The sequence below is a fragment of the Streptomyces sp. W16 genome (assembly GCF_033194735.1).
GTDB lineage: Bacteria > Actinomycetota > Actinomycetes > Streptomycetales > Streptomycetaceae > Streptomyces.
In genome coordinates this window covers 1-13,704 of sequence record NZ_JAWOAI010000265.1, presented here as the reverse complement: position 1 = coordinate 13,704, position 13,704 = coordinate 1, and the positions used below count along the sequence as shown (strand labels likewise).

Genomic DNA, 13,704 nt, shown 5'->3' with positions numbered 1-13,704 from the left:
GCCGGCGACGCCTGCGCGGGCGGCGGCGTCGGCGGCGTTCTGAGCGAGCTCGACGACGAGCCGGTCCCGGTACCCGCCGAGGACGAGGTCCTCCTCGGCGTTGGCGTCCTCCCGGAACCGGGCCGGGCTGGTCGCCCAGGCGTCGAGCACCCCACGCCGCAGACGGGCGGTCCCGAACGGGTCGGCACCCTCGGCGGCGGGCCGCACGAACTTACTCACGTACGTTCACTCTCCTCATCGACGTCGCGATGAAGGTACCGCGCGCAGGAGGGTGGGGATGCCGGGGCGGTGTCCGGGGCCTACTGGTGGAACCGCCAGCGGCCTTCGGTGACGACGTCCACCTCGCCGTCCCTGACGCGGATGGCCGTGTCGTCGTCGATGAAGTAGATCGGGAAGTCCGCGCGGGCGGTGATGCGGTCGGCCCAGGGGTCGTCGCGTTCGGGGAAGTCCGGTGAGTACAGGTGGGGTTTGAGGTACCAGTCGAAGAGGCCGAACGGCGGCTCTACGGTCGTCGCGCCGAGGAGGTGGAGGTCGGCGGTGTCCCCGATGACGTCGGCGGAGTGCTCGGTGAGGTTGCGGCTGAAGATCATCGATCCGGCGCTCACACCTACATAGACCCGGCTCTCCAGTGCCTTCAGGAAGCCGTCGGCCAGGCCGTTGCCGGTGATGCTGCGCGCGAGGTGGTAGTGGTTGCCGCCCTCGACGTAGATGACGTCGGCGTGGAGCAGCCGGTCGAGCACCAGTTGCCGGGGCAGGCCGTTGAGCTCCAGGACGTCGAACTCCCGCCAGCCGAGGCCGTGCAGCCGGTTCAGGTCCGAGACGAGCCATCCATGGTCCCCGGGCTCGGCGACCGACGCCGTGGGAACGAACACGACGTTCGCCTCGCCGAACGGCTTGCCCAGCATGTCCCGCAGCGCGTCCCGCAACGTCTCGTTGCGCAGACCGCTCGCCGTCAACAGAAGATTCATCGGGCGAGCCAAGCACGGGGGTCGGGCGGGCGCAACGAACCCGCTTTTCGCCGTTCTGCGATCCGGTGCGCGCTGAGGCCGGAGGACCTTGCGACTCCCCCGAGTTTCCTCCGGCCCCGGCGCGCACTCCTATGGTTGGCGCTCCGCCTGCTTTCGCCTACGAGCTTCGACGGTGCTCAAAGACCGCTGGTCGCACGCGGGCGTGCCGTTCAGGAGCCGGCTGCCGAGCGGGGTGGAGAGGTGATGGGCGCTGGTGCCGGTGCGGTGGGTGGTGATGAGTCCGGCGTCACGCAGCACGGTGGTGTGGTGGGAGACGGTGGCCGACGAGATGCCGACGCGGCGGGCGAGGGCACTGGTGGTGATTCCGTGCCCGGCGGTGATGGCCTGCAGGAGTGCGGCGCGGGTTGGCCCCAGGAGCGCGCCCAGAGTGCCGCCTTGAGCCTCCTCCGGCGCAAGGCTCGCTTCAGGGGTCCAGACGGTGTCGTGGGAGACGGGGAACGCCAGGACGGGCAGCTCGGCGTGCAGGGTGATGCCGGGTGCGCGGCAGAACAGGGAGGGGATCAGGTGCAGGCCGCGCCCTTCCAGGTGGAAGTCCTCGTTGAGTTCGGGACGGGCGAGTTCGAGTACGGGGGGTGTCCAGCGGATCGTCGGGTGCAGACGGGAGAGCATCGCGTCCAGCCCTTCGGCCAGCAGCGTGCGCGCCGCGGACGACCGGGCCGCCTCGGCATGGGTGTACATGTGCTGCCGCATGGGCGCGATCGCCGCCCGGTGCCAGTCACGCATCGCGCCGCTCACCGTCTCCAAAGCCCGTGGGGAGCCGTCGGCGAGCTCAACTGCCCATCCCGGCACGGGTCTGCCGGTGAAGCGGGTGAACGCTTCCAGGTCGGCACGCAGGGAGGATTTCGGCGTATGGAGAAGCGCGTCCAGGCCGGCGTCGAGATCGGCGGTGTTCAGGGGCGTCAGGAAGTCCGGGCAGTACATGCCCGGCTGCACCAGCGGGCGCAGGAGGTGGACGGAGCGGGGGACTCGTTGACGCGCCCAGCGCTGCCACGGCCCGAACACGGCGCCGGGCCGGGGCTGTTGCAGAAGCTGCAGACTGACCAGCGTCTCGGTTAAGGGATCGATGCCCTCTGCGAGAGACACGCGAAGAAGATCGTCGCGCGTGAAATGGACCCGGAACGCCACCGTTCCCCCTCCGAAGCGCCGTGGCAGGCAACGACCAGGTGACCAGAGGAGGCCGTACGGCCACAAGCAGCTCGCAAGCCACGTGCCGAGGGGGGTGGTGGTGTGCGAAAAGTGTGTCAGTTCGGCGGGGAGTGTCACACTTTTTCGGGGGGGGTGGGTCAGGGGGTGGGCGTGTGCGTCACGAAGTTCGTCCAGGCGACCGGGGCGACGGTGAAGCGGGGGCCCTCGGTGTGCTTGGAGTCACGGATGTGGACCGCGCCGGGGGCCGTAGCAATTTCCACGCACGAGTCGCCATCGGGGCCGCTGCTGTAGCTGCTCTTGAACCAGGCCAGTTCGGGCGGGGTCACGCTTCTCCCAGCTGGTGCACGAAACCCGTCCATGCGGCCGGGGTGACGGTGAACCGAGGGCCCTCGGTGTTCTTGGAGTCACGGATGTGCACCGCGCCGGGAACAGTGGCGATCTCAACGCAGGAGTCGCCGTCAGGGCCGTCGCTGTAGCTGCTCTTGAACCAGGCCAGTTCGGGCTCGCGGATCATGTCTCTCCCAGCAGTTGCTCGATGAACGCCAGCGACTCCCCCGGCGGGAAAGCCAGCGCCCGGATGGTGCCATACCGCAGCTCAAGAATGCGAAGCTGCCTCGGATCCGAGGTCGGACGACCGCTGAACGCGCCATCGGAACGCCCCACCGCCGTACCGTCCTCGAACTTCAGGACTTCGATCCTGCCACTCATGCCGGGATGGGCCACGCTGTCCGTCGGCATCACCTGAAGCGTGACGTTGTTCAACCGCCCCACCTCCAGCAGACGTTCAAACTGCTGTCGCCGCACCATTGTGCCTCCAACCTTGCGGCGCAGAGTCGCCTCTTCCAGGACGAAGCTGAGTGCGGGGGCAGGCGACCGATCGAACACGCTCCGCCGGGCCATCCGGGCAGCCACCCGCCGTTCCAGGTCCTCCGGCGAATAGGCAGGCTGCCACGATTCCAGCAAGGCTCGCGCATGCTCGGGCGTCTGCAACAAACCGGGGATACTGCTGCACACATACACCCCGATCTCCACCGCACGCCCTTCGTTCTCCGCCAGGTCCCGCACCTTCTTCGGGTACCGGACTTTTTCCACGTCCTCCTTCATCGCCGAGATCAGCCCGCGCGCTTCCAACTTCTCCTCGGACTTGTCCAGATACTCGGGCCTCGGAATCCGTTTCCCGGCCTCGATCTTGTAGACCAGATCCTCGCTGTACCCGATCGCCACCGCGAAGTCGGCGACCCGCATCCCCACCGCCTCGCGCCGCAGTTTCAACTGCCGCCCGACCGTGGCGAGGACCGCCAGCCCCCACTCGTCGTCCGGATCCACCTCCCAACCCGGCTCGTCCACCTCGCTGTTGAGCTGCTCCTCGCCCGCGTCCAACGACATCTCGCGCCCCTCCTGATCCGTACGACCTGCCGGGACGCCCCTACCCGTACGGCCGGCCTCGACAGCTTGGACACGACCGGACAACGCCTGGACAGTCACCGTACGCAACGGCCATGTCACTGTTCACGTTAAGCACGCACGGCCACGCTGAGTGACGTGATTCAGAAAACCCCCGCCCCCGAAGCCCAACCCGACTACTCCACGCGCAACTTCAGCGTGCAGCTGTCCTCCACCCCACGCGGCGCCCGCCTGGCCCGCCTCCTCGCGACGGAACAACTCCGCACCTGGGGCCTCCCGTTGGACCCGGCCCGCCAACTCGTCGCCGAACTCGCCACCAACGCGAGCACCCACGGCCGCGTCCCCGGCCGGGACTTCAGACTCACGCTCTACGTCATCGCCAACACCCTGCGCATCGAGGTCACCGACACTCGCGGTGACCGCCCGCCCCGCCCCCAAGACGCCACGACGGACGGGGAGTCGGGCCGCGGCCTGCTGCTGGTCGACGCGCTCGCCGACCGCTGGGGCTGGTCCCCGAGCCGGCGCCCCCGCAAGACGGTCTGGGCAGAACTGAACGTCGCACCGGAATCACTGGAATCACCGGAGCCACCGATCTCCGGAAACCCGAACTCCGGTGCAAGTGACGCCTTTCCCCAAGAACCACGACGGTGAAAGAACCCCCACCAAGCCCCACCCCACCCTCCCGGCAGCCGGGCCCGCCGATCGTCCATCCGGGTGAACATCGCCAACTGGGCTGGATTCCGAGCGGGTTGCGTGATCTACGCTCAGGCCAACACAACCGCAGACATACGACGGCCCTCGCCGGGACTGGCATCCCAAGGCGAGGGCCTGACCACCTAGGAAGTCGAACCCTTCCCGATGGATACGCACGACATTAGCGCGCCCCCGCGCGCCCAGTCCCGGCACACCGCCGACAAACACCCGAACCAGCGGCCCGGTGGACTGACTCACGACAACACCCGCCACACCACCCGCTTCACGGTGATCGGCAACCACCTCGCCCAGCACCCGGAGCTCTCGGCCCTGGCAATCGGACTCGGCGTCCACATCCAGTCCCTCCCCAAAGGCGCCCGCGCCGACATCAAGACCCTCGCCGCCCGCTTCCCCGAAGGCACCACCCGAATCGCCGCCGCGCTACGGGAGTTGGAAACCCACGGCTACCTCCGCCGCGAACGCCACCGCATCCCCGACGGCCGCATCATCACCCGCACCATCTCCTGCAACCAGCCCGGCAACGCCCGTAGAGACCACAAAGGACCCCACGCACCGCCGCCCACCAAAGCAGCCAAAACAGCCAAGGCCGCCGCACCCCGCAAGGCGCTCCCACCCGTACCGCGCCCGGCCTACCCCTCCCCCACCCTCATCCAGCAGGCCACGGACCTCCTCACGGACCTCCGCCGCCACGACCCCCGCCTGCTGCTGTCGACCTGCGACACGGCCCACCTGGCCCCGGGAGTCGCCGCCTGGCTGGAGCGAGACGTCACCCCCACCGCCGTACGCCACACCCTCACCACGGACCTGCCACCCGACCCCCTACGCCGCCCCGCAGCCCTCCTGGCCCACCGCCTGACGGCCCAACTCCCGCCCCCACCACCGTTCCACGCCCCGGCCCCACGACCACCGGTCCGGCACCCGCTCCAGAACTGCGACGCCTGCGACCACGCCTTCCGCTCACCGACCCCAGGACGCTGCCATGCCTGCCGCACCGCCGTTGCCGCCGCCTGAGACCGTTCTGTCCTGTTCTCCGGCCTCGGGCTCGTTACGCTGGCCGGGGCACCCACTGGAGGACACCATGAGCACTCAGGCCGACCGCGGGCACGACTTGATCCCCCGTCCCGAGCCGACTCCCGATGCCCTGCGTGCTGCCCTTGCCGTCGTCGCTCCAGGCCGGCTGGACGAGATGCAGGCCATGAAGGACGACGCCTTCGCCAAAGCGGTCGAGTGGCAGTCCCTCAGCCCTGTGCAGAGCTGGGTCCTGACCTGGGCCAGGAACATCGAGATCGCCCGCCGCCCGGAGCTGTCCAGCCGCCACGCCCGGGCGAAGAACAACCTGGAACACGAAGATCCGGTCGCGGCGAGGGAAGCCCTGGAGGAACTGAACGCGGTCCTCGACGAGGCGATGAAGGCTGTTCGCGGGTGAGCTGGAAATGGGAGTACGCCTTCGGCGCCGAAGAAGCCGCCCGAACGGCTCCCGCAGACTTCCTCGCCGCCGTGGAACGCAAAGCCGCTGAACTGGTCAGGGCCGCCGAGGCACTCCACATCCACGGGCGCGCCCACGAGGGGATCGATCCGAAGGGGAGCGACGTCATCGTCCCCGGTGGGATGTTCACGTACCAGGTCGTGGTACGCAGCGAACGCGTCTACGTCGTCCAGATCACGTATCTGGGCTTCTGAGCCGTCTCCCGGCCCGCCCTCCCAGCCCTCCCAGCCCTATGAGTGCCCCAACTCCGCAGAATCTTCGTCCACGCCCACCGAAACCGACCCCGAATCCGCCGAAGGCCGCAGCGGGAACGGGTCCACCATCGTCTCGTCGATCACCGGGGCCGGAGGCTGGGGCGGTTTGGGCATGACCGCTGCTTCCGAGTGGCCGCCGCAGCCGTAGGACAAAGACACCACGTGGCCGTCGGCCGGGGAGAACTCGTTGGCGCAGACGCCGAAGGCCTGGCCGAGGGAGCCGCCGATGGCGACCAGGAAGCCGCAGCTGACGCAGGCCGCCGGGGCCGCCTGGGCCATGGGGGTCTGGGGGCCGTAGCCGTCCTCCCAGCGGTCGGCGGCGACGTGCAGGCCGTAGCGGGAGAGGACTCGGGCGCGGCGGATGCCCAGTTCCTCCGCCACCGAGGCGATCGAGCCGCGCGTCGGCGCGAACGGGAGAGCCGCGGGCACCCCCGCCGTCACCTCCGCGTCCTCCGCCTCGACCAGCTCCGCCATCTCCTCGGAGACCGCGGAGTTCGGCGGGGGCTCGTCCTCGCCGGTGTAGCCGGGCTCCAGGCGCAGGTCCTCGGCGTCCGTGGGGAGCAGGTCGCCGGGGCCCATGTCGCCGGGGCGCAGGCGCTCGCTCCACGGGACCCACTCGGGGGCCAGGAGCGAGTCGGGGCCGGGGAGCAGGACGACCTCGTCCAGGGTGACCAGCTTCGCGCGGGACGCCCTCGCGACCGTCACCGCCCAGCGCCAGCCCCGGTAGCCGAACTCCTTGCACTCGAAGAAGTGCGTGACCACACGGTCGCCCTCGGATTCGAAGCCCGCGTGCTCGCCGACCACGCCGGGCGCGGCGGCCTCCTCGGCTGCGGCACGGGCGAGGTCGACTGCCTCGGCGCACAGGCGGTCGGGGGTGCGGCTTCGCGTGGTCGCTGCGCTCACAGGTATCGCTTCTCTCCTACGCCGTCTCACGGGTGCGCCTGTTGCGGCGAAGGGAGCGGACGGAGCGGCTGAAAGACATGTACCAGGCCCTTGGGGGCACTGGTGGAGGGCCGCGTCGACGTCCGCGCCCGATCGCGCTCGGGCGCGCCTACGCCATCCATTCTGCGGGATGGCCGAGAGGCGCGCGGCCGAGAACAATCGCCACGGCGCGCTACGCACGCTACCTTCTCCCGGCCCATGCGCCCACACCGACAGCCCCTTGGGCGGTGCGCGGCGGCCGAACAGAGACCGGACAGTGACCTGTGCGACCGTCAGCAGGAGACCTGTGCAACGGCCCAGAATCCATTCCCGCAGACCGCCATACGTGCGGTAACGGCACTACTCGCGCCGTTCTCGGGGCACTATGACGGGGTGGCAGCCGCGAGGTCGCCCCAAGGTGCCACCGGTGTCGGTGGAGCCAAGGGGAACATCCGAGGTGGCGGTTCGGGCCGGGTCGGCGGTTCCGTCCGCGCGATGGGTCGTGCCCTGCACTTCCCCGTCACCGGTACCGCCCGGGGTATCCGCAAGGCGACCCACGCGCACGGCGCGGGCGAGTCGGGCCTCGGCCGGCTGATCGAGCTGCACGCGGTGAACGGCGCCGGCGATGTCATGATCACCGTCGCCCTCGCGTCGACCGTCTTCTTCTCCGTACCGACCGATGAGGCTCGGGGGCGGGTCGCTCTCTATCTCGCGATCACCATGGCTCCGTTCACCGTCCTCGCGCCGGTGATCGGGCCCCTTCTCGACAAGCTTCCGCACGGGCGCCGCGCCGCGATGGCCGCCGCGATGCTGGCCCGGGCCCTCCTCGCGCTGATCATCTCCGGCGCGGTCGCCAGCGGCAGCCTGGAGCTGTATCCGGCCGCCCTGGGTGCCCTGGTCGCCTCGAAGGCGTACGGCGTCGTCAGAAGCGCCGTGGTGCCCCGGCTGCTGCCACCCCGCATCTCCCTGGTGAAGGCCAACTCCAGAGTCACCCTCGCCGGGCTCCTCGCCACCGGCGTCGCCGCCCCGATCGCGGGCGGCCTGCACACCATCGGCGACCCCTGGCCGCTCTACGGCGCCTTCGTGATCTTCGTCGCGGGTACGGTCCTGTGTTTCTTCCTGGACCCCAAGGTCGACTCGGCCAAGGGCGAGGACACGGCGCTGCTCGCGGCCGACGAGAACCATCTGCACGGCCCGCATCCCAAGGAGGTCAAGCGTCCGGGGCTGCGCACGGTCGGCATCGCCGTCACCCACGCGCTCGGCGCCAACGCGGCCCTGCGCTGGCTGTCCGGCTTCCTGACCTTCTTCCTCGCGTTCCTGCTCCGCGAGCACCCGATGACCGGGCAGAGCGCGGCCGTGTCGCTGGGCATCGTGGCTGTCTCGGCGGGCGTCGGCAACGCGCTGGGTACGGCGGTCGGGTCCTGGCTGCGGCAGCGGGCGCCGGAGATCATCATCGTGACGGTGATGGCGGTCGTGCTGGGCGCGGCGATCACGGCGGCGATCTTCTTCGGCGCGGCCCTGGTGGCGTGCCTCGCAGCCGCCGCCGGGTTCTGCCAGGCGCTGGCCAAGCTGTCCCTGGACGCGCTGATCCAGCGGGACGTGCCCGAGCTGGTGCGTACGTCGGCGTTCGCGCGCTCGGAGACGATGCTCCAGATGGCCTGGGTGCTGGGCGGCGCGATCGGCATTGTCATGCCGCTGAACGGCGCCCTCGGCTTCACCCTCGCGGCCGGAGTCATCGCCCTGGGCTGGCTGACCACCCTGCGCGGCCTGCTCGCCTCGGCACGTCACGGGGGCAGCGGACGCCCGCGAGTGGCCTAACCCTTGGCCCCGGGTCCGGCACGCCGCACCCCACGTGGGGGGAGTACTGGACGGGCCCGATAACCTTCGCCCCATGACCATGCAATCCGCTGTGCGACGCCGCCGCGCCGTCGCCGCCGCCGGCGCCGTTTCCGCCGGACTGCTCGTCCTGTCGGCGTGCGACAAGCCGACGCCGATCTCGACGATCACCGTCGGGAGGAACTCGGTCCACACGGAGGCCACCTGCTACAACGACGGCGACGCGGTGAAGACCGCGGAGCTGACGAAGTGCCTGAAGGCCTCCACGTCGATCTCGGTCGACCCGGACGAGACCGTGCGCTTCGGTGTCGACCCGAAGATCGCCGACAACGGCTGGACGATCCTGATGAACGGTCAGCCGCTGACCGACTCCAGCAAGAAGACCTACCGGACGATCCCGGGCAGCGTGTTCTTCAACACCCAGTACGGCGCGACCGGCAACTCCACCGTCGTCTCCATCAAGGAGGGCGACAAGACGGTCAAGGGCATCTGGTCCTTCAAGTTCAAGAAGGACTCCTGACCACGTCGTCCCCACGCGTCCTCGTCGCCACCGCCGTCCCGGCCGAACGGGACGCGGTGGCACGGGCGTTGACCGGTGACCGGATCAGTGTCATCGCCGTCGGGGTGGGTCCGGCCGCCGCTGCCGCCGGCACCGCCACGGCCCTCGCCCGCGCCCCGTACGACCTCGTCGTCTCGGCCGGGATCGGCGGCGGTTTCCAGCCCGAGGCGCCCGTCGGCTCCTTGGTGGTCGCCGACGAGATCACCGTCGCCGACCTGGGCGCGGAGACCCCCGACGGGTTCCTCCCAGTCACCGAACTCGGCTTCGGCACCGTCACCCACCGTCCGCCGGCCGCACTCGTACGAGCGCTGGCGACCGCGACCGGCGCCCGCCCCGGAACCGTACTGACCGTGTCCACGGTGACCGGTACGGCCGCCCGCGCCGCGGAACTCCGCGCCCGCCACCCCCGGGCCCTCGCGGAGGCGATGGAGGGCTTCGGGGTGGCCGAGGCGGCCGTCGTACACGGCGTCCCCGTCCTGGAACTGCGCGCGGTCTCCAACCCCGTCGGCCCGCGCGACCGCGCCGCCTGGCGCATCGGCGACGCGCTCGCGGCCCTGACCGAGGGATTCGGGAAGTGCGCGCCCGTACTGGAGAGTTGGAACCCGTATGACCAGTGAGCAGCCTCTGCAGATCGCCTACTCCCCCTGCCCGAACGACACCTTCGTCTTCGACGCGTGGGCGCACGGCCGGGTGCCGGGCGCGCCCACGCTGGACGTGACCTTCGCGGACATCGACATCACCAACGGCATGGCCGAGCGCGGTGAGTTGGACGTGCTGAAGGTGTCGTACGCCGTGCTGCCGTACGTTCTCGACGAGTACGCGCTGCTGCCCTGCGGGGGCGCGCTGGGGCGGGGCTGCGGGCCGCTGGTCCTCACCCGGGGGCCGGGAGACTTGACGGGTCGTACGGTCGCCGTGCCGAGCGAGCGGTCTACGGCGTATCTGCTGTTCCGGCTCTGGGCGGCGGACACGATTCCGGGTGGCGTCGGCGAGATCGTCGTCATGCCGTTCCACGAGATCATGCCGGCCGTGCGGGACGGGAAGGTCGACGCGGGGCTCGTGATCCACGAGGCGCGCTTCACGTACCAGAACTACGGTCTGCACAAGCTCGCGGACATGGGCGAGCACTGGGAGGCGACCACCGGCCTGCCGATCCCGCTGGGCGCGATCATCGCCAAACGGTCGCTGGGGGCCGAGCGGTTGAACCTGCTCGCCGACTCGGTCCGGTCGTCCGTCCGCGCGGCCTGGGACGACCCCGAGGCCTCCCGTCCGTACGTCATGGAACACGCCCAGGAGATGGACCCGTCCGTCGCCGACCAGCACATCGGTCTGTACGTCAACGAGTTCACCGCCGATCTCGGCGAGGACGGATATGCCGCGATCCGGGGGCTGTTGACGCGTGCGGCGGCCGAGGGGCTGGTGCCGCCCCTCGGACCGGACGCGCTCGAATTCCCGTAGAACGGACTGTGTCGCGGCTAGGGCCTCATCCAGACGACAGGCCCTAGACGTCCAACTGGTCGGCGACCGCGCGCAGCAGGCCCGCGATCTTCGCGCCCGCGGGCTTGTCGGGATAGCGGCCGCGTTCCAGCATTGGCGTGATGTTTTCGAGGAGGGTCGTCAAGTCCTGGACGATGGAGGCCAGTTCGTCCGGCTTCTTGCGCTGGGCCGCCGCGACCGAAGGTGTCGGGTCGAGCAGCGTGACCGAGAGTGCCTGGTCGCCGCGCTGACCGGCGACCACCCCGAACTCCACGCGCTGTCCGGGCTTCAGGGCGTCAACTCCGGCGGGCAGTACCGAGGAATGGACGAAGACGTCGCCGCCGTCGTCGCGGGAGAGAAAGCCGAAGCCCTTCTCACTGTTGAACCACTTGACCTTGCCGGTGGGCACGTCTGTCCTCGTCCTCGTACTCGTCGGAAAACTGCTCGGAAAACGCTGGGGAACTGCCGGTACCAAGGCTAATGGTCTTCAGGCCGGTGACAAGACGTCGCCGGACTGTTCCTGTGCGCAGGGAACTACCCTGGTCCAGTGCGTGACAAAACCCAAACGAATTCCGCAATGGCCGGTGACCGACTGATCCGTGCCGGTGCCATCGTCTTCTTCGTCGGTGCGGTGGCCACTCTCGTCACCGTGGTACCTCTGCTGCTACACACGACGCCTTTTCCGACGTACATGTACCTCTTGAGCATGCTCATGGGCGTCGGATTCCTGCTCGCTGCCGCGGGCGTACTCCAATCCGTCGCCGCCGGACGGCGTCAGGCGCGCGTCACGAGGTAGTCCGAAAGCCATCGCGGGAACTCGGTGAGATCGCCGAGCACCACATCCGCACCGGCCGTCCGCAACTCCTCCGCATCGCACGGCCCGGTCGCCACCGCGACCGACAGGGCCTCGGCGCCGCGGGCACCGCGGACGTCCCCGACGTGGTCGCCGACGTAGACGCTCGCGCCCTCCTCGCGCAGCGCCTGGGCCTTCTGCTCGGCCCACAGATCGCCGATCACGGCGTCGGCGTCGATGCCGAGATGCGCGAGGTGCAGCTTCGCGTTGGGCTCGTACTTCGCGGTGACGACGACCGCCCGCCCACCGGCCCCGCGCACGGCCGCCATCGCCTCGCGGGCGCCGGGCATCGCGGGGGTCGCGGCGATGGCGATCGACGGGTACATCTCGCGGTACAGGTCGGACATGGCGGGCACCTGGTCCGCCGGGAACCAGTTGACCAGCTCGTCGGCGAGCGGCGGTCCGAGGCGGGTGATCGCCAGGTCGGCGTCGATGTACGTCCCCGTCCGCTCCGCCAGCGCCAGGTAGCAGGCGTGGATACCGGGCCGGGAGTCGATGAGGGTCATGTCGAGGTCGAAGCCGACGGTCGGGGCGGGCGGAGCGGGCGGGGCGGGCGGGGCGGAGTGCTGAGCGCGCGAGGTCATATGGGCCATTGTGCCCAGTGCCGGTGAACGCCTTTCAGTCGTGCCTCGTCCTACCTCTGCCGCTGCGAGCGCCACACCAGGAACAGCGCCGACGCTACGGCCGCGCCCCGCACCACCCACGGCCAGGTCTGGGAGATGGCGTCGTTCATGTGGCCCTGGGCGACGGGGGTGCCCCAGCGGCCGTCGTTGCGGCCCCACAGCCAGACGATGCCGGCCACGACGGCCGCCGTCGGCATACCGATCACCGCCCACTTCGTCTCCGCGTCGGACAGCCGCCGGGAGGCGTACGCGATCAGCCAACCCAGCAGCAGCGCGAACCAGTTGCCGAGCACGGCGCCCACGACGAGCAGCGCGGCGGCGATCAGGAGGAGGGGGTTGGACCAGCCCCCGGTGGGCAGGCGGGGGACCACTCGGCGCCGGCGGGCGGGGGCTTCCGGTGCCTGCTCGACGACCGGTGCGGCCACCGGCTCCGGTTCCTTCTGGAGCGCCTTCGGGAGCTCTTTCGGCGGCGGAGGCTTGAGCAGTTCCGGGATCTCCACCCCGCCGGTGAACCCGGGCACGCTGTCGCCGAGCGCGAACCCGTTGCCCTCCACCCGCCACCAGTCGGGCTGAAGCACGCTGTCGCCGAGCTCGGCCGCGCTCGCGAGATGCGGCGGAGAGGCGGAGTTGTCGGGTTCCGGTGCGGGGGCGGCCTTGGTGGGGCGCGGACGCGGTACGACCCGGCGCAGGCCCTTGGGCCGTAGATCGTCCTCGTGGTCGCGCTGTACGGGTACGGATGTGGACGGTGCCCGGGGGACACCGGCGCCGGTGCCGGCCGCGGCGACGACCTCGTCCGGGCTGCCGAGGCCCTTGAGGATGCGCTGGACGGCGGCGGGAGTGTCGGCGGTGGCTCCGGCGCGGCGTCGGTCGATCTCGTTGCGCAGCTCCGACACCAGCCGCATCCGGGTGACCGAGGGCAGCTGGCGTTGCTGCGCGACGTCACCGACGCGGCTCAGATACTCGTAGACGACCTGGTCGCTCTCGATACCCACGAAGTCCCCTCCGGGGCGGGTGCGTTGGATACCCCGTGGTGACAGACGTTACCGCCAGCGGGCCCGGTGCCGGGAACCTCACGTCGTGCGCGCTCCCCCACGGTCACACCCACCCGCTACCGTGGGTCGGATGAGCACTCCGGCCACGCCGCCCCGTTCGCTCGCGGAGGCACTCCGAACCAGGGACGACGCCTCCCTGGCCGCGCTGCTGCGCAGCCGCCCCGACCTCATCACGCCCGTGCCCACCGATCTCACCCAGCTCGCGACCAGGGCCGGAACGCGCGCTTCGGTGGTCCGGGCGCTGGAGCGGCTGGACCGTTTCACGCTGCGGACGGCCCAGGCGCTGGCCGTGGCGGCGGACCCGGCGCCGTACGACGAGCTGCTCGGGCTGATGGCGGGCGACGCGCGCGATCCG

19 protein-coding genes and 1 pseudogene are annotated in these 13,704 nt (G+C 70.4%); 10 read left to right on the top strand and 10 right to left on the bottom strand.

The window, feature by feature from the left end:
* The 6 genes from R6V09_RS30225 to R6V09_RS30200 form a co-directional block, all read right to left on the bottom strand.
* On the bottom strand, positions 1-219 hold a 219-nt coding region (locus R6V09_RS30225; protein WP_317884627.1), incomplete at its 3' end, for a hypothetical protein.
* A gap of 80 nt (positions 220-299) precedes the next feature.
* Positions 300-968, bottom strand: coding sequence for a Type 1 glutamine amidotransferase-like domain-containing protein (locus R6V09_RS30220; RefSeq protein WP_317884626.1), 669 nt, complete (start codon positions 966-968; stop codon positions 300-302).
* A 129-nt stretch (positions 969-1,097) separates the two neighbouring features.
* Positions 1,098-2,111 (bottom strand): ArsR/SmtB family transcription factor, encoded by a 1,014-nt coding sequence (locus R6V09_RS30215; RefSeq protein WP_317884625.1) that lies wholly within the window; start codon positions 2,109-2,111, stop codon positions 1,098-1,100.
* Positions 2,112-2,311: 200 nt separating this feature from the next.
* Entirely contained in the window at positions 2,312-2,533 is a 222-nt protein-coding gene (locus R6V09_RS30210; protein ID WP_317884624.1) for a DUF397 domain-containing protein, read from the bottom strand.
* Positions 2,497-2,688 (bottom strand): DUF397 domain-containing protein, encoded by a 192-nt coding sequence (locus R6V09_RS30205; protein ID WP_317884623.1) that lies wholly within the window; start codon positions 2,686-2,688, stop codon positions 2,497-2,499. The genes R6V09_RS30210 and R6V09_RS30205 overlap by 37 nt, the downstream gene beginning before the upstream one ends.
* Complete coding sequence (locus tag R6V09_RS30200) at positions 2,685-3,560, bottom strand: helix-turn-helix domain-containing protein (protein ID WP_317884622.1); 876 nt, start codon at positions 3,558-3,560, stop codon at positions 2,685-2,687. The genes R6V09_RS30205 and R6V09_RS30200 overlap by 4 nt, the downstream gene beginning before the upstream one ends.
* Before the next feature lie 156 nt (positions 3,561-3,716).
* Between R6V09_RS30200 and R6V09_RS30195 the strand changes: the two genes are divergently transcribed.
* From R6V09_RS30195 to R6V09_RS30180, 4 genes are all read left to right on the top strand, one after another.
* Positions 3,717-4,229 carry an ATP-binding protein gene (locus R6V09_RS30195; RefSeq protein ID WP_317884621.1) on the top strand — a complete coding sequence of 171 codons (513 nt, stop codon included), beginning with the start codon at positions 3,717-3,719 and terminating at the stop codon, positions 4,227-4,229.
* A gap of 207 nt (positions 4,230-4,436) precedes the next feature.
* On the top strand, positions 4,437-5,303 hold the full coding sequence (locus tag R6V09_RS30190) for a helix-turn-helix domain-containing protein (protein WP_317884620.1): 867 nt from the start codon (positions 4,437-4,439) through the stop codon (positions 5,301-5,303).
* A gap of 67 nt (positions 5,304-5,370) precedes the next feature.
* Entirely contained in the window at positions 5,371-5,718 is a 348-nt protein-coding gene (locus R6V09_RS30185) for a hypothetical protein (protein WP_317884619.1), read from the top strand.
* Positions 5,715-5,972 carry a hypothetical protein gene (locus R6V09_RS30180; protein WP_317884618.1) on the top strand — a complete coding sequence of 86 codons (258 nt, stop codon included), beginning with the start codon at positions 5,715-5,717 and terminating at the stop codon, positions 5,970-5,972. The genes R6V09_RS30185 and R6V09_RS30180 overlap by 4 nt, the downstream gene beginning before the upstream one ends.
* Before the next feature lie 36 nt (positions 5,973-6,008).
* Here the strand turns inward: R6V09_RS30180 and R6V09_RS30175 are convergent, their stop codons facing one another.
* On the bottom strand, positions 6,009-6,935 hold the full coding sequence (locus tag R6V09_RS30175) for a DUF3027 domain-containing protein (RefSeq protein ID WP_317884617.1): 927 nt from the start codon (positions 6,933-6,935) through the stop codon (positions 6,009-6,011).
* 411 nt (positions 6,936-7,346) lie between these two features.
* On the opposite strand from R6V09_RS30175, the gene R6V09_RS30170 reads away from it, so the two are divergent.
* The 4 genes from R6V09_RS30170 (at position 7,347) to R6V09_RS30155 (ending at position 10,803) form a co-directional block, all read left to right on the top strand.
* Positions 7,347-8,771, top strand: coding sequence for an MFS transporter (locus tag R6V09_RS30170; RefSeq protein ID WP_317884616.1), 1,425 nt, complete (start codon positions 7,347-7,349; stop codon positions 8,769-8,771).
* A gap of 73 nt (positions 8,772-8,844) precedes the next feature.
* Complete coding sequence (locus R6V09_RS30165; protein WP_317884615.1) at positions 8,845-9,309, top strand: DUF2771 domain-containing protein; 465 nt, start codon at positions 8,845-8,847, stop codon at positions 9,307-9,309.
* A complete protein-coding gene (locus R6V09_RS30160; RefSeq protein WP_317884628.1) occupies positions 9,279-9,965 on the top strand; it encodes a futalosine hydrolase in 687 nt (228 codons plus the stop codon). The genes R6V09_RS30165 and R6V09_RS30160 overlap by 31 nt, the downstream gene beginning before the upstream one ends.
* Positions 9,955-10,803 carry a 1,4-dihydroxy-6-naphthoate synthase gene (locus R6V09_RS30155; protein ID WP_317884614.1) on the top strand — a complete coding sequence of 283 codons (849 nt, stop codon included), beginning with the start codon at positions 9,955-9,957 and terminating at the stop codon, positions 10,801-10,803. Before R6V09_RS30160 ends, R6V09_RS30155 begins: the two co-directional genes overlap by 11 nt.
* Before the next feature lie 43 nt (positions 10,804-10,846).
* Here R6V09_RS30155 and R6V09_RS30150 read toward each other — a convergent pair whose 3' ends face one another.
* Complete coding sequence (locus tag R6V09_RS30150) at positions 10,847-11,230, bottom strand: cold-shock protein (RefSeq protein ID WP_019057239.1); 384 nt, start codon at positions 11,228-11,230, stop codon at positions 10,847-10,849.
* Positions 11,231-11,368: 138 nt separating this feature from the next.
* Between R6V09_RS30150 and R6V09_RS30145 the strand changes: the two genes are divergently transcribed.
* Positions 11,369-11,617, top strand: a complete 249-nt coding sequence (locus tag R6V09_RS30145) for a hypothetical protein (RefSeq protein ID WP_317884613.1) — start codon at positions 11,369-11,371, stop codon at positions 11,615-11,617.
* Here R6V09_RS30145 and R6V09_RS30140 read toward each other — a convergent pair.
* Entirely contained in the window at positions 11,596-12,258 is a 663-nt protein-coding gene (locus R6V09_RS30140; RefSeq protein WP_317884612.1) for an HAD family hydrolase, read from the bottom strand. The two genes, R6V09_RS30145 and R6V09_RS30140, sit on opposite strands and share 22 nt — an antisense overlap.
* 50 nt (positions 12,259-12,308) lie before the next feature.
* Positions 12,309-13,289 carry a hypothetical protein gene (locus tag R6V09_RS30135; protein ID WP_317884611.1) on the bottom strand — a complete coding sequence of 327 codons (981 nt, stop codon included), beginning with the start codon at positions 13,287-13,289 and terminating at the stop codon, positions 12,309-12,311.
* Positions 13,290-13,419: 130 nt separating this feature from the next.
* Between R6V09_RS30135 and R6V09_RS30130 the strand changes: the two are divergent.
* Positions 13,420-13,704 (top strand): annotated as a pseudogene (locus R6V09_RS30130) (DNA-binding protein); the annotation flags it as partial.